Origin of the sequence: Microbulbifer yueqingensis (assembly GCF_900100355.1) — a bacterium.
Lineage (GTDB): Bacteria > Pseudomonadota > Gammaproteobacteria > Pseudomonadales > Cellvibrionaceae > Microbulbifer > Microbulbifer yueqingensis.
This window is the reverse complement of record NZ_FNFH01000001.1, coordinates 748,447-769,740: the sequence shown is the minus strand read 5'-3', so window position 1 is coordinate 769,740 and position 21,294 is coordinate 748,447. Positions and strand designations below refer to the sequence as shown.

At 63.1% G+C, this 21,294-nt stretch carries 18 protein-coding genes and 2 tRNA genes; 16 read left to right on the top strand and 4 right to left on the bottom strand.

Annotated features, from left to right (window positions below):
* Nucleotides 1–18 precede the first annotated feature (18 nt).
* The 4 genes from queC to nadA all read left to right on the top strand — a co-directional run bounded on the left by queC (nucleotide 19) and on the right by nadA (nucleotide 2,525).
* Nucleotides 19–699 carry a 7-cyano-7-deazaguanine synthase QueC gene (gene queC / locus BLT26_RS03355; protein WP_091508227.1) on the top strand — a complete coding sequence of 227 codons (681 nt, stop codon included), beginning with the start codon at nucleotides 19–21 and terminating at the stop codon, nucleotides 697–699.
* Nucleotides 700–848: 149 nt separating this feature from the next.
* Nucleotides 849–924: transfer RNA gene (locus BLT26_RS03350), tRNA-Lys, on the top strand.
* 138 nt (nucleotides 925–1,062) lie between these two features.
* Nucleotides 1,063–1,138 (top strand) — tRNA-Lys (locus BLT26_RS03345).
* A 328-nt stretch (nucleotides 1,139–1,466) separates the two neighbouring features.
* Nucleotides 1,467–2,525: a quinolinate synthase NadA gene (gene nadA, locus BLT26_RS03340; RefSeq protein WP_091508809.1), complete on the top strand. Its 1,059-nt coding sequence runs from the start codon at nucleotides 1,467–1,469 to the stop codon at nucleotides 2,523–2,525.
* 49 nt (nucleotides 2,526–2,574) lie between these two features.
* Here nadA and BLT26_RS03335 read toward each other — a convergent pair whose 3' ends face one another.
* Nucleotides 2,575–4,098: a M48 family metalloprotease gene (locus BLT26_RS03335; RefSeq protein ID WP_091508224.1), complete on the bottom strand. Its 1,524-nt coding sequence runs from the start codon at nucleotides 4,096–4,098 to the stop codon at nucleotides 2,575–2,577.
* A 248-nt stretch (nucleotides 4,099–4,346) separates the two neighbouring features.
* Here BLT26_RS03335 and BLT26_RS03330 point away from each other — a divergent pair, with 248 nt between their 5' ends.
* From BLT26_RS03330 to BLT26_RS03275, 12 genes are all read left to right on the top strand, one after another.
* On the top strand, nucleotides 4,347–4,625 hold the full coding sequence (locus BLT26_RS03330) for a sulfurtransferase TusA family protein (RefSeq protein ID WP_217631362.1): 279 nt from the start codon (nucleotides 4,347–4,349) through the stop codon (nucleotides 4,623–4,625).
* Between the two features lie 8 nt (nucleotides 4,626–4,633).
* Nucleotides 4,634–5,761, top strand: coding sequence for an AI-2E family transporter (locus tag BLT26_RS03325; RefSeq protein ID WP_091508220.1), 1,128 nt, complete (start codon nucleotides 4,634–4,636; stop codon nucleotides 5,759–5,761).
* A 123-nt stretch (nucleotides 5,762–5,884) separates the two neighbouring features.
* The gene (locus tag BLT26_RS03320) at nucleotides 5,885–6,988 is read left to right on the top strand and encodes a phosphoribosylaminoimidazolesuccinocarboxamide synthase (RefSeq protein ID WP_091508217.1); all 1,104 of its coding nucleotides are present in this window, start codon (nucleotides 5,885–5,887) and stop codon (nucleotides 6,986–6,988) included.
* 211 nt (nucleotides 6,989–7,199) lie between these two features.
* Nucleotides 7,200–9,566, top strand: a complete 2,367-nt coding sequence (locus BLT26_RS03315; RefSeq protein ID WP_091508802.1) for a marine proteobacterial sortase target protein — start codon at nucleotides 7,200–7,202, stop codon at nucleotides 9,564–9,566.
* Complete coding sequence (locus BLT26_RS03310) at nucleotides 9,566–10,147, top strand: class GN sortase (RefSeq protein WP_091508213.1); 582 nt, start codon at nucleotides 9,566–9,568, stop codon at nucleotides 10,145–10,147. Before BLT26_RS03315 ends, BLT26_RS03310 begins: the two co-directional genes overlap by 1 nt.
* A gap of 473 nt (nucleotides 10,148–10,620) precedes the next feature.
* A complete protein-coding gene (aceE, locus tag BLT26_RS03305; protein WP_091508209.1) occupies nucleotides 10,621–13,290 on the top strand; it encodes a pyruvate dehydrogenase (acetyl-transferring), homodimeric type in 2,670 nt (889 codons plus the stop codon).
* 27 nt (nucleotides 13,291–13,317) lie between these two features.
* Nucleotides 13,318–14,997, top strand: a complete 1,680-nt coding sequence (gene aceF / locus BLT26_RS03300) for a dihydrolipoyllysine-residue acetyltransferase (protein WP_091508206.1) — start codon at nucleotides 13,318–13,320, stop codon at nucleotides 14,995–14,997.
* Nucleotides 14,998–15,227: 230 nt separating this feature from the next.
* Nucleotides 15,228–15,497 (top strand): hypothetical protein, encoded by a 270-nt coding sequence (locus BLT26_RS03295; RefSeq protein WP_139169377.1) that lies wholly within the window; start codon nucleotides 15,228–15,230, stop codon nucleotides 15,495–15,497.
* 137 nt (nucleotides 15,498–15,634) lie between these two features.
* Nucleotides 15,635–15,904 carry a hypothetical protein gene (locus BLT26_RS03290; RefSeq protein WP_091508200.1) on the top strand — a complete coding sequence of 90 codons (270 nt, stop codon included), beginning with the start codon at nucleotides 15,635–15,637 and terminating at the stop codon, nucleotides 15,902–15,904.
* Nucleotides 15,894–16,214, top strand: coding sequence for a cupin domain-containing protein (locus tag BLT26_RS03285; RefSeq protein ID WP_139169375.1), 321 nt, complete (start codon nucleotides 15,894–15,896; stop codon nucleotides 16,212–16,214). Before BLT26_RS03290 ends, BLT26_RS03285 begins: the two co-directional genes overlap by 11 nt.
* Before the next feature lie 135 nt (nucleotides 16,215–16,349).
* A complete protein-coding gene (locus tag BLT26_RS03280; protein ID WP_091508192.1) occupies nucleotides 16,350–16,718 on the top strand; it encodes a hypothetical protein in 369 nt (122 codons plus the stop codon).
* 311 nt (nucleotides 16,719–17,029) lie between these two features.
* Nucleotides 17,030–17,989 (top strand): AraC family transcriptional regulator, encoded by a 960-nt coding sequence (locus BLT26_RS03275; RefSeq protein WP_091508798.1) that lies wholly within the window; start codon nucleotides 17,030–17,032, stop codon nucleotides 17,987–17,989.
* An 18-nt stretch (nucleotides 17,990–18,007) separates the two neighbouring features.
* Here BLT26_RS03275 and BLT26_RS03270 read toward each other — a convergent pair whose 3' ends face one another.
* The 3 genes from BLT26_RS03270 to BLT26_RS03260 all read right to left on the bottom strand — a co-directional run bounded on the left by BLT26_RS03270 (nucleotide 18,008) and on the right by BLT26_RS03260 (nucleotide 21,238).
* Nucleotides 18,008–18,277 (bottom strand): high-potential iron-sulfur protein, encoded by a 270-nt coding sequence (locus tag BLT26_RS03270; protein ID WP_091508189.1) that lies wholly within the window; start codon nucleotides 18,275–18,277, stop codon nucleotides 18,008–18,010.
* A 283-nt stretch (nucleotides 18,278–18,560) separates the two neighbouring features.
* The gene (locus BLT26_RS03265; protein ID WP_091508186.1) at nucleotides 18,561–19,889 is read right to left on the bottom strand and encodes a sensor histidine kinase; all 1,329 of its coding nucleotides are present in this window, start codon (nucleotides 19,887–19,889) and stop codon (nucleotides 18,561–18,563) included.
* The gene (locus BLT26_RS03260; protein WP_091508184.1) at nucleotides 19,889–21,238 is read right to left on the bottom strand and encodes a sigma-54-dependent transcriptional regulator; all 1,350 of its coding nucleotides are present in this window, start codon (nucleotides 21,236–21,238) and stop codon (nucleotides 19,889–19,891) included. The genes BLT26_RS03265 and BLT26_RS03260 overlap by 1 nt, the downstream gene beginning before the upstream one ends.
* Nucleotides 21,239–21,294: the final 56 nt, after the last annotated feature.

The following is a 21,294-nucleotide window of genomic DNA, read 5'->3' as shown; positions in this document are numbered from 1 at the left end:
TGAACACATGAGGACGAGATGACGGCAAAAAAAGCGGTTGTACTGCTCTCGGGCGGACTTGATAGCGCCACGGTACTGGCCATGGCCCGCGCAGAGGGTTATGAGTGCTATGCGCTCGGTTTCGATTACGGGCAGCGGCACCGGGCCGAGCTGCTGGCGGCCCGTCGGGTGGCGGCAGACCTGGGTGCGACCGAGCACAAGGTGGTAGAGCTGGACCTGCGGGCGATCGGGGGATCCGCGCTCACCGACGACAGTATCGCTGTGCCGGAAGAAGAGACTGGCGGGATTCCGGTCACCTATGTCCCGGCCCGCAATACCGTGTTCCTCTCGATCGCCCTCGGCTGGGCAGAGGTGCTGGGCGCGCAGGATATTTTCGTCGGTGTAAACGCGGTCGATTATTCCGGTTACCCGGACTGTCGCCCGGAGTACATCGCCGCCTTCGAGAAAATGGCCAACCTGGCTACCCGCGCGGGCGTCGAGGGCAGGCGCCTGCACATTCGCACACCCCTGATGCACATGAGCAAGGCCGAAATCGTCAGGGTCGGTAGTGGGCTGGGCGTGGACTACAGTTTAACTGTGTCCTGTTACCAGGCGCAGGCAGACGGCGCCGCGTGCGGCCGCTGCGACAGCTGCCGGTTGCGGGCCGCCGGCTTCATTGAGGCAGGGCTCGCCGATCCCACGGTCTATGCCGGCGGCTGACCCGGGGTGCGTGTCCGGCCTCGTATCGGGCCCTGCCGTAAGCCCTTAAAATTGTTAGATATTTTTTCGGCTCAGGTATTGTGTTTCGTAAATAGATCAGTAAGATACGCACCTCCTCACATCGAGGCAGCACTCGATGCGGGAATTAAGGGTCGTTAGCTCAGTTGGTAGAGCAGTTGGCTTTTAACCAATTGGTCGCTGGTTCGAATCCAGCACGACCCACCATATTTCGGAAGGGCCGCCCGCAGGCGGCCCTTTTTTGTTGCGACGCCTTTGTCGTGACAACAGGGCGGTCGCGCCCCCTGGCCGACGGCAGAAAAAATTGTTTTTTTGCCGCAGATCAGTAACATACGCACCAATTTCGGGTCGTTAGCTCAGTTGGTAGAGCAGTTGGCTTTTAACCAATTGGTCGCTGGTTCGAATCCAGCACGACCCACCATATTAAGCCGGCACCCCGACGGGGTGCCGGCTGTATAAGTCCTGCTGGATGAGAACCTCGGGTTCGACTCGACGCGCGGCGAAGCGCGTCAGCAACGAGGAGCGCAGCGACGAAGCCCGCCCCGCGGGTCGTTGCGGCCTAAGCCGCAACGGTTAATCCAGCACGACCCACCATATTCCAGAGGGCTGCCGCACGGCGGCCCTTTGTGTATCCGCCCCCAGCCGGGCTGCCGGCCCACAAGCGCGGAGCGTACGTTAAAATGGGCCTGTGCTGCCCGAAAGAGCCGGCCGCCGTACTATCGCGCGCGATCTGCCGCCTGAAGGTGACTATGAGCCAGAAGTCAGTGTTCCCCCCGAATGTCGATCCCCGCTCCGTGGTGCAGGCGCACCTGGCGGAGCCGGCCGTGCACCAGTACAGCGAGCAGGAGCTGGAGCTGTGGCGCGAGCGTATCAAGCGACTGCTGAAAGAGCAGAATGCGGTACTGGTGGCACACTACTACACAGACCCGCTGATACAGGCCCTGGCGGAGGAGACCGGCGGCTGTGTGTCCGACTCGCTGGAAATGGCCCGCTTCGGTGCCGAACACCAGGCGGACACGCTGATCGTGGCCGGTGTCAAGTTCATGGGCGAGACCGCCAAGATCCTGACTCCGAACAAACGGGTCCTGATGCCGACCCTGGAGGCGACCTGCTCCCTCGACCTGGGATGCCCGCCGGAAGAATTTTCTGCCTTCTGTGACGCCCACCCGGACCGCACGGTTGTGGTCTACGCGAACACGTCCGCCGCAGTGAAGGCCCGTGCCGACTGGGTCGTTACCTCCAGTATTGCCCTCGACGTGGTGGAATACCTGGACGAGCGTGGCGAGAAGATCCTCTGGGCTCCGGACAAGCACCTGGGCAGCTATGTCCAGCGCGAGACTGGGGCCGACGTCCTGTTGTGGAACGGTTCCTGTATTGTTCACGAGGAATTCAAGGCCAAGGGGGTAGCCGACCTCAAGGCGCTCTATCCAGACGCCGTGGTGCTGGTGCACCCGGAATCACCGGCGGCCGTGGTGGAGCTGGCAGATGTGGTGGGTTCGACCTCACAGATCATCAAGGCCGCGAAGACACGCCCCGAGAAGCGCTTCATCGTCGCCACCGACCAGGGCATCTTCTACAAGATGCAGAAAGAGTGCCCGGACAAGGAGCTGATTGTTGCCCCGACTGCCGGCGCCGGCGCCACCTGCCGCAGCTGCGCCAACTGCCCGTGGATGGCGATGAACTCGCTGGAAAACCTGTGCGGGGTACTGGAGCGCGGCGACAATGAAATCCTCGTCGATCCCGAGCTGGGCAAGCGCGCCATGAAGCCGCTGCAGCGCATGCTCGACTTCCGCAAGCCCCTCGACTGACCGCCGCCCGGCCCAGGGGGCAGGGGGGCTACGCCCTCCCGTTCCGGTATCAGAGTTCCTTGGCTTTCTGCTGCATGCCCACGACATCCTTGAAGCGCTGCTCCAGGATTGCGTGGGTCTGGTAGTTGTTCTTCGCCAGGCGCATGCCGTGGCGCAGGTGCTGCAGGGCCTTGTCGAAGACACCGTTCAGGATGTAGTACTCGGCACGTGCCTCGTGCACCCCGACGATATCCCCGGCGAGGCCGTGCGTTTCGGCCAGCAGGTACCAGACGGCGGGATCCTTGCGGCGCACGCGGCTGTGTTTCTCCAGCAGGCGCTCGGCAGTCAGGTAGTTGCCGGCCTTGAAGTGGGCGTTGGCCAGGCCCATGGTCAGGGCGTGATCGCCGGGATTGCGCCTGAGGGCCCCCTGGAGGCGGCGGGTGGCACTGTCATAATCCTGGCGGGCGAGGTCGATGTCGGCCCGGGCGAGCACGAACGCCGCCTTGTCGGGCTCGCGGTCCAGCAGCGGTTGCAGTGTCTCCAGCGCACTGTCGGGCTTGCCGGCTGCGGTCTGGGCCAGGGCCAGTCCATAGCGTGCCGCGTCCTCGTTGTCATTGATGCCGCGCAGCTCGGCCTGGAAGCGCTTGACTGCCTGCTGCGGGGTGGGTTCTGCGGCCACGCGGATGCGGGCGCGCATCAGGTGGTATTCGCGGCTGTTGCCGGCGCGCACGTCCGGCATGCGGCTGGCGCGCAGCTTGGCGTCCGCAATCCGCTTTTCCGTCACCGGGTGGGTGAGGAGGAATTCCGGTGGCCGGCGGTAGTAGCGGGTGGCCTTCAGCATCTGCTCGAACATTTCGCCGGCGGCTTCCGGGTCCATTCCAGCCTTGGCCAGGGTCTCGATCCCCACGCGGTCGGCCTCCTGCTCGTTCTGGCGGGAGAAGCGCAGCTGGCTGTCCAGTGCCGCGGCCTGGGTGGCTGTCATGGCTGCGAGCCCGGCGTCCCCGCCGGCGGTGGCGGCCAGCACCAGGGCGCCCAGCATGCCGGCCAGGGTCGGCAGGGTGCTGTTACGCTTGGCCTCCAGGGTGCGCGCGTAGTGGCGCTGGCTCAGGTGGGCGAGTTCGTGGGCGAGCACCGAGGCGAACTGGTCCTCGTTTTCGGCGAACAGGAACAGGCCTGTGTGGACACCCACGACCCCGCCGGGGACCGCGAAGGCATTCATGGTGTCGTTTTTAACCACTACCACGTCGAGGGATTTGTCCTCCAGTGGCGCGTGCTCGGCGAGTTGGGTCAGGGTATTCTCGACATACTGCTGCAGCAGGGCATCGTTGGAGGTGCGCACCTGGCTGCGGAACATTCGCAGCCACATCTGGCCCAGTTCTTTCTCGCGCCCCCTGGAAACCACGCCGCTGCTCGCGTCCCCGAGTTCCGGCAGCCGGATTTCCCTGTCTTCTGTCACTGCCGCCAGGGGGGCGCTGCCGAGCGCCAGGCCCAGGCCCAGCGGGGCGGCCAGCGCGCCCAGGCGCCGCCACAGTGAGCGCAGCGCGCCGCGACGTGGGGGGTGGGATATCAGCCGGGAGGAGGGAAACTCGGTCATTGGTGCATACTGCCCGTTCGCTTGCGCTTGATTACAGGGTCAACTCTATACGCAACCCGGTTGAACTGTCGAGGTTTTGACCAGTCAGACGGTGAATGGTTCGCGGTTCCCGGTTAGCCGACCCAGTGGTCTGTCTAGGGGCCGGGTAGGGGGCGGGCCTGAGAGGCCGGAATGCCCGGCGTAGCGGGATGGCGGGCTGGAATCCGCGTTATACTCCGCCCCGGGTTCACCGATAGCCGGATATAGAGATGATGACAGCTGGTGCCTGTGCGCTCGACCTGGATGGCGAGCCCGCGGTAGCCGTGGATACGCGCGGGCTGGCGTGCCCGCAACCGCTGCTGGCCATGCGACGGGCGCTCCGCGAGCATCCCCCGGGCACGCTGCTGTGCGTGCTCGCCAGTGACCCGGGCTCGTGGCGTGATTTTCACAGTTTTGCGCGGCTGAGCGGCCGCGGTTTACTGCGCGCCGAGCGCACCGCCGGTGAGTTCCGCTACTGGCTGCGCGCCGGTGACCTGACCGGAAGTTAAGAGGGTTTATGCTGACGATCGTACGCAACTGGGTTAACCGCTATTTCAGCCAGGAGGAGGTAGTCCTGCTGGTGCTGCTGCTGGTGGGCGCCCTGGTGGTGATGGCTACCCTGGGAGAGGTGCTGGCGCCGGTAATGGCGGCGCTGATCATCGCCTTTCTCATGCAGGGCATGGTGGAGCGCCTCAAGGCCGCGGGGGCCCCGCACTGGGCCGCGGTCACCATCGCATGTATGGTGCTGGTCAGTATCATCGCGGCACTCTGCTTTATCGTCCTGCCGATCATCTGGCGCCAGCTGGTGCGGCTGTTCGCTGAGCTTCCCAATATGGTGGAGCAGGGCCAGCAGTTGCTGCTGCTGTTACCGGAGCGCTTTCCCACCCTGGTTTCCGCGGCGCAGATCCAGGAGATATTCAGCACCCTTGGCAGCGAGCTTGGCACTATCGGCCAGACCCTGCTGACGTTCTCCCTCGCCAACCTCCCCATCCTCGCCGGCATCCTGGTTTACGCGGTGGTGGTGCCGATCCTGGTATTCTTTTTCCTCAAGGATTCGGATCGCCTGATCAACTGGTGTGCCTCCTTCCTGCCGAGCCATCGCCCGATGCTGCGCCAGATCTGGTATGAAATGAATGACCAGGTGGCGAATTACGTGCGCGGCAAGGTGATCGAAATCGGTATCGTCGCCGTGGTCAGCTATATCGCTTTCCTGTTCCTGGGTGTGAACTACGCGCTGTTGCTGGCGGTGGCAGTTGGCCTCAGTGTGCTGATTCCCTATATCGGCGCCGCAGTGGTGACCATCCCGGTAGCGGTCATCGGCCTCTTCCAGTGGGGCTGGAGCAGCGAATTCCTCTACTTGATGCTGGCCTACGGCGTCATCCAGCTGCTGGATGGCAATGTGCTGGTGCCGCTGCTGTTTTCGGAGGCGGTTAACCTGCATCCGGTGGCCATTATCCTCGCTGTACTGGTGTTTGGCGGGATCTGGGGGTTCTGGGGCGTATTCTTCGCGATTCCACTGGCCACCCTGGCCAAGGCGATCATGAATGCCTGGCCCACTACCGAGCACCAGGCAGAGTGGCAGGCGCGGGACGAAGCCCAGGCAGAGGAGGATGAGTCCCGTGAAAAGGCGGATACTGCAGAGTAACCGCACTGCGGGCATGGTTTTCCCCGTCGTTGCAGTTATCCGGGTTGCTGCCTGGCAAGCGGAGTTTTGCTAGAATGCCGCGCTTCATTTCTTCCCACCATGCACAGGTAACAGGAAAGACCCATGAGCCTTGCTGACAAAGTACTGGCGGTCAACGACGATTTGCCGATTCGCACTGATAAACCAGTCCACAGCGGAAAAGTCCGCTCGGTTTACTGGCTGACTGAGGCCGACAGTCGTCGCCTGATCGAGGAAAAGGGCTACCCGGTGGCCCCGGATGCGCCCCTGGCGGTAATGGTGATTTCCGACCGCATCTCTGCCTTCGACTGCGTCTGGACAGGCGAGGGCGGCATGCGCGGCGTGCCCGGTAAGGGCGCGGCACTGAACGCAATCTCCAACCACTGGTTCAGGCTGTTCAGGGAACAGGGCCTGGCCGACAGCCATATCCTGGATATCCCGCACCCGCTGGTGTGGATTGTGCAGAAGGCGCGCCCGGTGATGATCGAGGCTATCGCGCGCCAGTACATCACCGGCTCCATGTGGCGGGCTTACGCGAAAGGTGAGCGTGAATTCTGTGGCATCGAGATCCCGGACGGCCTGCAGAAAGACCAGAAACTGCCCGAGCTGCTGATCACTCCCTCTACCAAGGGTGTGCTCAAGGGTATTCCCGGTGTACCGGAGGCGGATGACGTCAACATCACCCGCAAGGACATCGAGGACAACTACGAGGCATTCAATTTCCGCAGCACTGACGATATCGATCTCTACGAGAAGCTGCTGAAAGAGGGCTTCGATGTGATCTCTTCCGAGCTGGCCAAGCTCGACCAGATTTTCGTCGACACCAAGTTCGAGTTCGGTTACGTCACCGATGCCGCTGGCAACGAGAAACTCATTTATATGGATGAGGTCGGTACGCCCGACTCCTCACGTATCTGGGATGGTGAAGAGTATCGCCGCGGCAATATCGTCGAGAACTCCAAGGAAGGCTTCCGCAAGGCCCTGCTGGATTACTTCCCGGACCCGGATATCCTTCTGAACAAGGACCGCATGGACGAGCGCCAGGCACTGGCGCGGGACAACCAGCTGCCGGAGTCCATGCTGATGGATGTCTCCGCCACTTACGTGGGTATCGCCGAGAAGATCACCGGCCGCAAGCTCGAGCTGTCTGACAACCCGCGTGCCGAGCTGGTCGAAATCCTGCGCGACCAGTACGGCCTGGTCGACTGACCTGGCTCCTGGCCTGCACAGAAAAACCGGCGCTTGCGCCGGTTTTTTTGTGCCCTGGGGCAGCAGCTGCGCTCCTGCCGCAATTGCAAGATCTGGGCTCCTGCCACAATTCGCCATTATTTCTTCATAGACCGCCACAATTCCGCCCCGGAACTGCCTGTTTGTCCAGGTTAAATGCTCTCCATACAGAAAATTGAATGGAGGGATGCCTGTGGACAGGACAATTTTTTCCGGACAGCGAATACCGCGCGAGCTGGTGGTGCTGCCCACCGAGGAGTATTACCGGCGCCGCTATCGCAATGACCGTCGCGGACGCTGGCTGCTGTTGCTGGTTACCGCGCTCGCCGTGGTGGTTGCCGCCGCCGGCGCGCGCGCGGCCGGGCCGGAGCGAGTGCCTGCGGGCGCCGTCAGCCCCGACCAGGTGGGCAGCGGCGACCTGCTGTTCCGCGCTGCCGGCCAGGCAAATTACCGGCCGGCGGTTCACCTCAACAGCCGAGCTACGGTGCGGGTGCGGGGGCTGTTGGCGGAAGTGGAGCTGGAGCAGGTGTTTGAAAATGCCTCACCCGACTGGCGAGAGGCTGTCTACGTGGTGCCCCTGCCACCGCAAGCGGCCGTCAACGGACTGGAAATCCGGGTCGGCGAGCGGCGGATCGTGGGCCGTGTGCGGGAGCGCCAGCAGGCCGCGAGGATCTACCGGGAGGCCCGCGCCGCGGGAAAGCGCGCAGCGCTGCTGGAGCAGCAGCGCCCGAACCTGTTTACCAGCCGCGTGGCCAATATCGGGCCGGGCGAGAAGGTTACGGCAAAGATACGTTTCCTGGCCCCGGTCGCCTACGAGGGGGGAGCTTTCAGCCTGCGCCTGCCCACCAGCCTGACCCCGCGCTACATGCCGGGAGAGCCGATCGAGCCGGCGGGGGAGGCGCGGGCAATAAAGCTGGATGGCAATGGTTGGGCGCTGCCCACCGACCAGGTGCCCGATGCCCACCAGATCAGTCCGTTCATGCAGCCAGCGCCCGAACTGACGGCGCTGGACAGCCATCGTATCGCGGTTTCGGTGGAACTCGATGGGGGCCTGCCGCTGGCGGACATCAGCAGTCCCTACCACGATATCGATTCTAGCCGCCTTTCCGGCGGCGACTATCGCATCACGCTGCGCGGGGGGACGGCGCTGATGGACCGGGATTTCGTCCTGCGCTGGCGTCCGCGCCCCTCCGCAATGCCGCGGGCGGCGCTCTTTGCCGAGGTCCTTGAGGCAAAGGCCGGCGGGGCGGACCAGGAGGAGGGCGATGACAGGAATGCCGACCTTTCCGGAACCTATCTGCAGCTGCTGTTGCTGCCCCCGGATACCGCAGGCGGCACGCGGCGATTGCCGCGCGAGGTAGTTTTTGTGATCGATACGTCGGGCTCAATGGGAGGCAGCTCCATCCGCCAGGCGCGCGACGGCCTGCTGCTGGCCCTTGCCCGCCTGCAGCCGGATGATCGCTTCAATATCATCGAGTTCAACAGCGTCACCCGGGCCTTCTTCCCGCGGCCGGTGCCGGCGCGGGCCGAGAACCTCCACCTCGCGAGGGCGCAGGTCGAGGCCCTGCGGGCAACCGGTGGCACCGAGATGGCCCCCGCGCTGCGCAAGGCCTTCAGCCAGCAGCTGCCCGGCGACGAAACCCTCGTCCGCCAGGTGGTTTTCATTACCGATGGCGCGGTGGGCAACGAATCGGCGTTATTCGAACTGATCCGCCAGTCCCTCGGCGATGCCCGCCTGTTCACGGTCGGCATCGGCTCTGCCCCCAACCGCCACTTCATGCGCAAGGCAGCGCAATTCGGTCGTGGTGCATCGGTCACCATCGGCGATGTGGGTGAGGTCGGGGCACAGATGCAGGCCCTGTTCTCCAAGCTGGAAAACCCGCTGGTGACTGACCTCCGGGTGACCTGGCCCCGCGGCCTGCATGTAGATGCCTACCCGAAGAAGATTCCAGACCTTTATCGCGGTGAACCCCTGCGGCTGGTGGCCAGGGTCCGCGGTGCCGATGTCACCGGCAAGCTGAGGGTGAGCGGTCGCCTTGCAGGCCGGCAGTTCCACCGCGAGCTGGAGCTCGGGGGCAAGGATGGTTCGGGCGGACTCGGCAGCCTCTGGGCGCGACGCCGTATCGAGGCGCTGCGCGACCGGCAACGGCCGGTCGGGGAGCAGAGTGCGGCCGGGCAGCAACTGCGTACGCAGATCCTCGGGCTGGCACTGGCTTTCCAGTTGGCGAGCCCTTACACCAGCTTTGTTGCGGTCGAGGAAAAGCCCGTGCGCCCGGTAGGGGAGGCGCTCGCAAGCAGCGCGGTGCCGAATGCGGTGGCCCGCGGCCAGGTACTGCAACAGCAGGCATATCCCGCCACGGCAACGGGACTCTATGGGCAGCTGCTCCTGGGCCTGGCGCTGTTGGGCCTGGGCGGCCTGTTGCGGCGCGGCCGGGGCTGGCGCGGGACAGTAAACAGGCAGTTGCGCCGCTGGCTGCGTCGGTGGTTGCCGGACCCGCGCCGTGCGCCGTCCGGGCGCGCCCGGGGTGAGCTGGAGCGGTTGCTGGTGCGGGTTAACTGATGGTGCGCCGCCTGGGGTCCGGGGTGCTGGTGCTGGCGGCCGCCTGGCTGCTATTCGATTCCGCCTGGCTGATAGCAAAGGCCAGGCTGGCGCAGTACCTGATCGATGCCGCCTGGCAGCGACAGGTGCATAACGGGGAGGTAGTGCGGCCCTGGCCATGGGCGGATACCTGGCCGGTGGCGAGGTTGCGGCTGGGTGGAGGCCGCCCGCTGGTGGTGCTGGCCGGCAGCAGCGGCCAGGCCCTGGCATTCGGGCCGGGCCTGGTGGAGAACTCGGGGGAGCCGGGATCGGCGGAGCGCACCACGGTGATCGCCGCCCATCGCGATACCCATTTCGGTCCCCTGCGGAAGGTCAGGGCCGGGGCGCGGCTCGGTCTGCAGGACCGCCATGGACGCTGGCACCATTACCAGGTGCGGGAAACCCGTGTGGTGGACAGCCGGCGCGAGCGCTTGCCCATACTGGCCGGTCCCGGCCTGATGCTGGTGACCTGCTATCCGTTCGATGCCCTGGTTGCCGGCGGACCGCAGCGCTTTGTCGTCTTCGCCGAATATCTCCCCGAAGGTGGCCATAACGAAGCGTGACTCAAATGACAAATTTGGACTGCATTTTGTAATTGATTTCCTTTTTTTTGCCGCTACTTACTCCGGAAATGCCCCTATAAAGAGAATAATTGTTTAGCAAACTGGTTTTAATTGTTACTAAATGTCCTGTCTGGAAAAAAACTTGTAGTAATACTACAATCCCGCCCGCACTCCGGCTCCCGCTTGACCGGCTGGCCACTGAAGGCGGCCCGGGACGGGGCCGCTTCGCTGAAGAATTTGACAAGTACGCCGGCAGGCTGGCACAGGACTACCCTCTATCGCCGCTGCAGGAGTCGCTAATACTAGACTCTGCATTTACGCCAGGAACGGCGGCAAATTGGCGCTTTTGCTGAAAAAAGGAAGCAATTTTCTGCCCGCGCGGTACTTTTGCCCGTTTACGCCCGATTGCCTGAAACTATCTGAAAAAGAACAGAGACCGACTCGACGTCGCACAAATCGCCGAGGAGCACTTGATGCACGAAGAAACCGACAACCAGGAAACGCAGGAATGGCTGGACGCGCTGCAGGCGGTGATCCGCTACAGCGGCAAGGAGCGTGCCGCGTTCATCCTCAAGCAGCTGTCTGACCGCGCCACCGATGTGGGGGTGAAGCTGCCCGCGGCAATCACCACGCCCTATCGCAACACCATTCCCCCCACTGCCGAGAAGCGCATGCCGGGCGACCTCTTCATGGAGCGCCGCATCCGCTCGCTGATCCGCTGGAACGCGCTGGCCATGGTGGTGCGGGCAAACTCCAACAGTGACAGCCTGGGCGGCCATATTGCGAGCTTCTCTTCCGCCGCCACCCTTTACGACGTGGGCTTCAACTACTTCTTCCGCGGCAATGAGGGCGAGGAGCGGGGCGACCTGATCTTCTTCCAGGGCCACAGCGCCCCGGGCATTTACGCCCGCTCTTACCTGGAGGGCCGCTTCGACGAGGAGCAGCTGGATAATTTCCGCCGCGAGGTGAACGGCAACGGCCTGTCCTCCTACCCGCATCCCTGGCTGATGCCGGAGTACTGGCAGTTCCCCACCGTATCCATGGGCCTGGGCCCGATCCAGGCCATCTACCAGGCGCACATCATGCGCTACCTGTCTGCCCGCGGGCTGTCCCCGCGCGGTGATCGCAAGGTCTGGGCCTTCCTGGGCGACGGTGAGTGTGACGAGCCGGAAACCCTGGGTGCCATTTCCATGGCCGGCCGCGAAAACCTCGAGAACCTGGTGTTCGTGGTCAACTGTAACCTGCAGCGACTGGACGGCCCGGTGCGGGGCAACGGCAAGATTATCCAGGAACTGGAGGGAGTCTTCCGCGGCGCTGGCTGGAACGTGATCAAGGTGCTGTGGGGCCGGCTGTGGGACCCGCTGCTGGAGAAGGACGACAAGGGCCTGCTGCAGAAAGTCATGGACGAGGTGGTCGATGGCGAGATGCAGAACTTCAAGGCCAACGGCGGCGCCTATACCCGCGAGCATTTCTTCGGCAAATACCCGGAGCTGCTCGAGATGGTCAAGGACATGTCCGACGACGAGATCATGAAGCTGAACCGCGGCGGCCACGACCCCTACAAGGTCTACGCGGCCTATGCCGAGGCCATGGCCAGCAAGGGCAAGCCCACCGTGATCCTGGCGCAGACCGTCAAGGGTTATGGCCTGGGAGCCGCAGGTGAAGCGGCGATGGATACCCACAACGTCAAGAAAATGGACACCGAGGCGCTGAAGCGCTTCCGCGACCGCTTTGCCATCCCGATTACCGACAAGGAAATCGAGGAAGTCCCGTACTATCGCCCGGCGCCGGACAGCCCGGAGATGAAGTACATGGCCGAGCGCCGCAAGAGCCTGGGTGGCCCGGTGCCGTCACGCAGCACCGAGGTGGCGAAGCTGGAAATCCCGGGACTGGATGCCTTCAGTGCACTGACCAAGGGCTCCGGCGACCGGGAAATCTCCACCACCATGGCGTTCGTGCGCCTGATCTCTGCGCTGGTGAAAGACAAGAACATGGGCAAGAACGTGGCGCCCATCGTGCCCGATGAAGCCCGCACCTTCGGTATGGAGGGCCTGTTCCGCCAGCTGGGTATTTACTCATCCCAGGGGCAGAAGTACACGCCGGTCGACCACGGCCAGATCATGTATTACAAGGAAGACAAGAAGGGCCAGGTGCTCGAAGAGGGCATCAATGAGGCCGGCGCCATGTCCGCCTGGATGGCACTGGCCACCGCCTACAGCAACCATGGCGTGCCCATGGTGCCCTTCTACATCTACTACTCGATGTTCGGCTTCCAGCGCATTGGCGACCTGGCCTGGGCTGCCGGCGACATGCAGGCGCGCGGCTTCCTGATCGGGGCAACCGCCGGCCGCACCACCCTGAACGGCGAGGGCCTGCAGCACCAGGATGGCCACAGCCATGTGCTGTCCTCCACCATCCCCAACTGCAAGAGCTACGACCCGGCCTATGGCTACGACCTCGCCGTGATTGTCCGGCAGGGCCTCAAGGAAATGTACGAAGACAGGAAGAATGTCTTCTACTACATCACCATCGAAAACGAGAACTACCTCCAGCCGGAAATGCCGCAGGGCGTGGAAGAGGGCATCATCCGCGGTATTTACAAGCTGGAAGGCAACTCCCGGAAGCCGGGCAAGGGCAAGGCTGCCAAAAAACACGTGCAGCTGATCGGTGCCGGCACCATCCTGCGCGAGGTACTCGCGGCTGCGGATATCCTCGCCGACCAGTTCGGTGTGACCTCCGACATATGGAACCTGACTTCCGCCACTGAGGCTGCCCGCGAGGGACAGGACGTGGCACGCTGGAACATGCTGCATCCGGGCGAGAAGCCGCGCAAGGCGTGGATTACCGAGCAGTTCGACGGTAACGAAAACCCGGTGATTGCCTCCACCGACTATATCCGCTCCTATGTCGAGCCGCTGCGTGAGTTTATCGACGGCGACCTGACCACGCTGGGTACCGATGGCTACGGTCGCAGTGACAGCCGCGAACAGCTGCGCCGCTTCTTCGAGGTGGACCGCAATTACGTCGCTATCGCCGCCCTCAACGGCCTGGCAAAACAGGGCGTGATCGATGAAAAAGAAGTTTCTGACGCGATCAAGAAACTGAACATCGATCCGGAAAAAACAAACCCGCGCCTGGCGTAAGGCACGCCGGATAAGGAAGGCAGAAGCATGGCAAAACAAGTCATTAAGGTGCCTGATCTCGGCGGTGCCGATCAGGTAGATGTGATCGAAATTTCCGTAGCGGTGGGGGACACTGTTGCGGAAGAGGATTCCCTGATCGTCGTGGAGGGCGACAAGGCCTCCATGGACGTGCCGGCGCCATACGCCGGCAAGATCCTCAGTATTTCCGTGTCCGAGGGCGACCAGGTCTCCGAGGGCGATGTAATCGGTGAGATTGAAACCGATGCCGGTGACGACAGCGGTGCGGCCGAAGAGGAGTCGGCCGCGGAGGAGGAGTCGGAAGAATCGTCAGGGGACCAGCCGGCCGATGAATCCGGCCAGGCTGAAGAGGAAGAGGCACCTGCGACCGGCGGCGAGGAAAAGGAAGAGACCGTAACCGTGCCCGACCTGGGCGGCGCCGATGCCGTGGACGTGATCGAGATCAGCGTGCAGGCGGGCGATGAGGTGGCCGAGGGGGATTCCCTGATCGTCGTGGAAGGTGACAAGGCCTCCATGGACGTGCCGGCACCTTTCGCCGGCACCGTGGTTTCCATCGACGTCAAGGAAGGTGACAAGGTTTCCACTGGCGACAAGCTGGGTGTGATGAAAGTGGTATCCGGCGGCGCGCCCGCGGCCAAGGCCGAAAAAAAGCCCGAGAAAAAGGAAGCGCCCAGGGAGGAACCGGCCAGCACTCCGGCGCCGGAGTCCGGCGCCACCACCGAGCCGCCCGCCGCGCCGCAGAAGGATCATTCCCTGGAGCGCGACCTGACCGCCGCCGCGGAAGTGTATGCCGGCCCGGCAGTGCGCAAGCTGGCACGGGAACTGGGCGTCACCCTGACCAAGGTGAAGCCGTCCGGCCCGCGCAACCGCGTCACCAAGGACGATCTGCACGCCTATATCAAGGAGCAGGTGAAGAAGGCTGAGAGCGGTGCCGTAGGTGTCGGCGGTGGCCTGGGTATCGCCAAGATGCCGGAAATCGACTTCAGCCAGTTCGGCCCGGTCGATGTCGAGCCGATGAGCAAGATTCACAAGCTCACTGCTGCCAATATGGCTCGCAACTGGCTCAATGTGCCCCACGTCACCCAGTTCGACGATGCGGATATCACCGAGCTGGAGGATTTCCGCAAGTCCATGAAAGCGGAAGCCGAAAAACGCGGCGTGAAGCTGACACCGGTACCGTTCCTGCTGAAGGCGGCTGCCGCCGCCCTGCGTGCGGAGCCAAGCTTCAATGTGTCGCTGCACAACGACGGCGAGCACATCGTGCGCAAGGATTACGTGCACATTGGCATGGCCGTCGATACGCCCAAGGGGCTGGTGGTGCCGGTCATCCGCGACGTGGACAAGAAGGGGCTGTACGAGCTGGCTGAGGAAGCCAGTGCCATGGCGGCAGCCGCCCGCGATGGCAAGCTGAAGCCCCGGGATATGCAGGGCGCCTGCTTTACCATTTCAAGCCTGGGGGCTATCGGCGGTACCGGCTTTACGCCCATCGTCAATTCGCCCGAGGTGGGTATCCTCGGCGTGTCCAGGCTCGCGGTGCGACCGGAATGGAATGGCCAGGAGTTCGTGCCGCGGAAGATGTTGCCGCTGGCACTGTCCTACGATCACCGCGCCGTGAATGGCGGTGATGCCGGCCGCTTCCTGACCTACCTCGTCAGCATGCTGGCAGACGTGCGCCGCCTGCTGTTGTAAAAACGGGTGACCGTTTCGGGCGACCGGCGTGGGCCGGTCGCCTTTTTCCTCTCCCTCCTGTCATTTAATTCCCCTTCTCCTGCATCCTTCCCGCTTTTCCGCCCCGCCTCCCCCGCTTGATGTTGAAACGCGCGCATATCTTCCCGTCCGCGGCCAAGCACAATCACACGCCAGCTAAACTTGGGGTGTGACCGCTAAAAGCGCAGATCGAAACTGTGAGGTATTCGGAAATGAAGCGCATAGGGATGTTCGCTCTTTCTGCGATGCTGGCCTCGGCACTGCAGGGATGCATCTTTGCCCCGGTCGAATCCGATGGCCGGAATGACCCCTTCTTCTTCGACCCGGACGATGTCCGACCCAGCGCAAACTTTGTCGAGGTGGGGTACTACCAGCCCAACGCTTACCTGCCGCCATCCAGCAGTCGGCAATGTTCGGTGGACTCGGAGCTGAGAAAAGTCGGTTCGCCCTGTTGGTTTTTCCCGATCATGCGGGTTTACTGACAGAGAGCGGAAGGTAGCTTGTTGTAAACGGGTATTCCCGCTGGCCGCGAGCCCGGGGGAGTGCCGGGAAAGGATGCCGCAATTCGGCGGAAGGAACCGGAAATCGACCACCGCAGCAATATTGAGGTGATCTTCTTATGCTAAAGCGCAGCATCCTGTTTTCCGCCGTTTCGGCAGCCCTGCTCGCTGGTTGCGGTACTCCCGATCCCCGCGACCAGGTCGTCTATCCTTACAACCCCCCTGTACCCCGGGCTGCAGAGTACCGCGCACCCGCGCCGGAGCCGCGCGCCAATTACGGCTCCTGTCCGGGCGATGCCGAGGAGCTCGCAGAGGGATCGATCTGTCCGCCCACGGCACAGTGCTTCGATATATCCGGGGGCAAACGGTGCATAGTCTATGAGAAATAAACCAGCCATGGGTTTGCTTGCGGCCGGCTGCCTGCTGGCTGGTTGTGCTGGCACCAGCTTGGACGGTTTCTGGGGCGACCTGTGTGGGGCACCGCCGATGTACGGCTACCGCTCCGTGCCGGTCGAAGAGACGCCGGCATTCCCGCGCACCTGCCTGACAGGTGATCCTCTGGTGGCGGATGCCTCCCAGTGTTTCGCCGGCGGGGTCCACTGTTACCAGCTCGACACCGGAGCCTGGTGCGCGGGTCCCTACTCGCCATTTGTCCTGAAGCCGGTTTATCACGCCGGCTTCTACGATTGGTCGAAATAACTTTTCTGTTGCCGCTTGAAGGGTGAGCGCAGTACTTCTGTCCTCACCGGCTGTTTCCCGGCGCGAGCAGGAAGCCTCCAGCGAATCAGCTGGGCGGGTCGCGGATAATCAGTGCAAGAGTACCGGGGCAGCACAATGAGCTGGATAGGTGGTGTGCTGGTCGCCATCGACCAGCTCGGAAATGCGATTGCCGGCGGTAACCCGGACTCCACAATATCTGCCCGGACAGGCTATTTCGCCCGCGTCAGCGAGACGCCGGTGCGGCCTTACTGGGAATTGATGGAGTCGATAATCGACTTCACTTTCTATCCCCTCGACGGACGGGATCACTGTTACCGCGCTTACCTGGCTGACAGCCAAGAGCGTAACGAGGAGGGGAGTGACCTTATGCGGGGGATGCTCGGCCTGATCATCCTGTTCACCTGTCTGCCTCTCGCTCTGCTCACCAGGTTTTACGTGCTCGTCTTTCCTTCCGCCAGGTTTGAGGGGGTGAACAAGCCCTGATTTGTGCTCCCCGGGGAGTGGAAGGGGTCGGCCTACAAGAATGAACGGGTCAGGGCTGAATTGCCCGATCCTCCTTGTGCGCTTCTGCCCAGTGGTTGCCCTGTACAACCACCCTGATCAGTGGTGCAAAAAAATTCTCCTGATAAGTGGTTTTTAGACTGGATTTCGCGAAAAGGCTGGCATTTGCTTGATTCTTCCCAGTGGTTGCCCGATCCTGCAATTCATGTGAATGAGTCAGTGAAAATTCCGTATACTGGGGGCCTTGAGTAGAAGGGCCGGAATGCCGGCCGGGAGAGCCTCAGATGGGCGCAATGCCAACACTGCACTCAGGGCCGGCCGTGGCCGATGCTACCCTGGAGCCCGCTCGCCAGCGCCTGGCGTCGACCATGCAGCGCCTGTTGCCTGGTGAGGGACTGTTGGAGGCCCCCGTGGAAGGCGTGACGCTATTCCGCGCGGAAAGTGATCTCAACTGTACGTCGTCGGTGCTGGAGCCCTGCCTCGGCTTTATCGTGCAGGGCAACAAACTGATGCAGTTCGGGGACCGGGAAATGGTTTACGGGCCCCTCAACTTCCTCGCCTGCTCGGTGCATATGCCGGTGACTGGCCATGTCCTTGGAGCCTCCCCCAAGTCTCCCCACCTGGGAATCAAGTTGACCGTCGATCCCGCCGAGGTGTCAGAGCTGGTGCTGGAGCTGGGCGAGCGCGCTCCGGCCCTGGAGAGTGGAGGCAACTGCGACGACAGCTCATGCGGGCTGCGGGTTGCGAGGATCAACCGGGGTATTCTGGGGACGCTTTCGCGGCTTGTGGAGCTGGCGGATACCCCCGCGGACGCAAAGATCCTGGCACCGCTCGCCCGTCGTGAGCTGATCTATCGGGTGCTGGTGAGCGAAATGGGCCCTCACCTGCGCAAGCTGTCCGTGGCGGACAGCCAGTCGAGCCGTATCGCCCGGGTGATAGGGATACTACAGGAGCGGTATGCCGAGCCACTACGGGTGCGCGAACTCGCGGGAATCGCAAACATGAGTGAGTCGTCGCTCTACCACAGCTTCAAGCAGGTAACGCGCCTGTCCCCGCTGCAATTCCAGAAGAAGCTGCGCCTGCACGAGGCTCGTCGCCTGATGCTGGCAGAGGGCCTTGAGGCGGCATCTGCCAGCTACCGTGTGGGTTACGAGAGTCCGTCCCAGTTCAGCCGCGAATACAGCCGCATGTTCGGTGCACCGCCGCGGGCGGATATCAACAAGCTGCGGGGTGGGCAGTCTATCCCGGCGTGACGGCCGGGCCGGCTCCGGCTACTGTTTCTTGACGTAGAGATTGCACCAGCCATCGGGACTGATAGTCCCCTCCACCACCTGGCAGGCATCCGGATCTACCCAGAACTGGCAGTCCTTGCACTTCTGGCCGTTCTTGGGCGTGTCCTGGTATTTCACTGCTTCCTTACTGGCCTTGCCCTGGGCCACACTGCGATCGGTGGCGATGATTGCTGCCGGTATCAGCACTGCGGCGCAGCCGCTGAGCTTGAGAAACTTGCGCCGCGAGATGTTCCGCTTGTCATTGCTCATGATCGAATAACCTCTTCGGAAAATGACCTAACAATGGCGTTCCGCTTAACAGGTTAGTCCAGGGCAGGGGCGCAGAGTAGCGCAATCGGGTGGCTGAGAAAGGCGGTGCAGGTGCGAATCACTTGCGTTCAGGCTTCAGGGGGCGCATCCCTGTTGGCAGTGCGTATCCAAGGAGTGTGTGGCCGGAGCCCCGGGTTTTGCCGTCGCTGTTACCTCCACTGGCTGCGGGGCAGCAGATCGCGAAAGAAAAAGCCCTGGCTGGGGCCGCCACCAGAGAGAACTCTCAGGGTTGGGGAGACTGGGGCCAGGGGAGGAACAGGCTCACTTGCAAGCCGCCACCCGCACGGTTGTGCAGCTGTATATTGCCCTCGTGCGCCTCGACTATTTCCCGGCACAGGGCGAGCCCCAGCCCCATCCCATCCGGCTTGGTGGAGTAGAAGGGCAACAGCGCCTGTTGCAGGACCTTCTCCCCCATCCCGGCGCCGCGGTCGCGCACGAGTATGGTCTGCCCATTGCGGTCGGCTCTTATCTCCAGCTCCGTGTCCTCCGGGCTGCTGCCGGCCTCGGCGGCATTCTTGAAGAGGTTCAGCAGGGCCTGCTCAATTTGCACCGGGTCAAAAAAGCCCGGGCGGCTGGGTAATTTGTTGTAGAGGGTAAAGTGGTGGAGAGGCTCGATCCGCTCGATCAGTTTTTTCCAGTCGACTTCCTCGCGGCTCGGCGCCGGCAGCTTGGCGAAGCGCGCGTATCCCTGGGTAAATTCGGTCAGGTGCTGGCAGCGTTCGGCGATGGTGTCGAAGACCCGCTCCAGCATCTCCTGCTTGTCGGGCTGTCGTGCAAGCAGCTTACCGCTGTGCGCCATGGAGGAAATGGGGGCGAGGGAATTGTTGAGTTCATGGCTGATAAGGCGAATGACCTTCTTCCAGACCTGCACCTCTGCGCGGGTGAGTTCCCGGGTCATCTCGCGGATAAGGACCAGCCGGTGCCGCTGGGCGTTCAGCACAAAGACGCTGTTGCTGACGTGCTGGGAGTGGCCGCCGTGCTCGTCGCTGTAATTGTACAGGCCGTCCTCGCCACTGCGGATTGCCCGTCCCAGTTCGGGCGGGCAGGTTTCCAGCAGGTCCGCCAGCAGCATGCCGGTGATGGGTTTGCCCCTGTGCAGCAGGTGGCGGGCGCTGGCATTGGCATAGATGATATGCCCCCCCTGGTCCACCAGTAGCAGGGTGTGGGGTGAACTCTGGATCATGGTGTCCAGCAGCAGCTCGCGCTGGTAGATATGGGCGCGTTCACGTCGCAGTATCTCGCCCGCGTCGTTATACAGCAGCGCCAGGCGGCCCAGTTCATCGTTGCGCTTGATGGCCAGGGATACAGAAAAGTCGCCGTCGCGGAAATTCAGCAGGCCACCCTCGAGCGCCTGCAGGGTCTGGTTCAGCGGCCGGATCACCAGCCGCAGGAGAAGGACCAGTACGACCAGGGCCGCGGCCAGCCCTGCACTCCAGCCAAGCCGTAGACCGGCGCCGAGCCCCTGCAGTAACTGCGGCAGGGTTGCGCCGACCAGTACCGCGATCGTACCGACAGCGAACAGGCGGGCTTCGAGACTAAGCTGCAACCGCATCAGTAGGAAATCCCGTACTTGTCCAGGCGCCGGTAGAGCGCCTGCCGGCTGAGGCCGAGCTCACGCGCGGCCTGCGCGATGACCCCGTTACAGCCAGCCAGGGTGCGCTCCAGCAGTTCGCGGTCGGGCTCGAAGCTCAGGTCCACGCTGGTGCTGCTGCTCGGTTCGGGTAGCGAGAGAGTATCCGGATCGATGGTGTCCCCCTTGCTCAGCACGGCGGCGCGCTGCATGGTGTTTTGCAGCTCGCGCACGTTGCCCGGCCAGTCGTATTGCCGCAGCGCCGTTTCCGCCTGCGGCGAGAGGCTTTTCTGCCCCGTCTCGCCGAGGAACCGACGAGCCAGCGGCAGTATGTCCTGGGGGCGCTCGCACAGGGGCGGGAGCTTCAGCTCGATGACATTGAGGCGGTAAAACAGGTCCTGGCGAAATTCCCCAGCGCCGATCTGGCGCGCCAGGTCGGCGTTGGTGGCACTGATTACCCGGACCTTTACCCGGCGCGTCTGGCTGCTGCCGAGCCGCTGGAACTCCCCGGTCTGCAGCACTCTGAGGAGCTTCACCTGGCCGCTGGCGGAAAGCTCGCCGATCTCGTCGAGGAACAGGGTGCCGCCGTCGGCAGCCTCGAAGCGCCCCACGCGCGCCCGGTTGCCGGCACCGGTGTAGGCGCCGGCCTCGGCACCGAACAGTTCGGCTTCCATCAGGTCCTCCGGCAGGGCGCCGACATTCACCTTTAGGAAGGGGCCGTCCCGCAAGGGAGAGTTTGCCTGCACGATATCGGCGATTTTCTCCTTGCCGGCGCCGTTGGGGCCGGTGATCAGGACCGGCACGTCCGAGCGGGCCACCTGGGTGGCCATCTCCAGCAGCTTCTGCATGGCGTTACTGCGATAGACGATGCCCTGCAGGTCGAACTGTTCTTCTAGCTCCTGGCGCTCGCGCCGGGCGTGGCTCTGCGCCTGGCGCTGTTGCTCCTGCAGCTCGCGCAGTTCCAGCAGGTTGTTGACTGTTGCAATCAGCTTGTTGTCATCCCAGGGCTTACCCAGGTAGTCGGCTGCCCCCGCCTTGACCAGCTCCACTGCCATCTCCAGCTGGGTCCAGGCGGTGAGCAGGATTACCGGCAGGTCCGGCTCTATCTCCCGCAGCGCGAAAAACAGTTCCCGCCCCTCCTCACCGGAGGTGGTGTCCGCAGTGAAGTTCATATCCTGGATTACCAGGCGGATATCCCGGTGCTGCTGCAGGAGCTGGATGCCGGCGGTCGGCGTGACCGCGCTGACTGTCTCCATGCCGTGCAGCGACAGCAGCAGCTCCAGCGCGGAGACCACGCCGGGGTTGTCGTCAATAATGAGGATCTTGTCCATTACCGGTATCGCTTGGTCAAACATAAAAAAACGGGCGCGAGCGCCCGTTGTCCAGT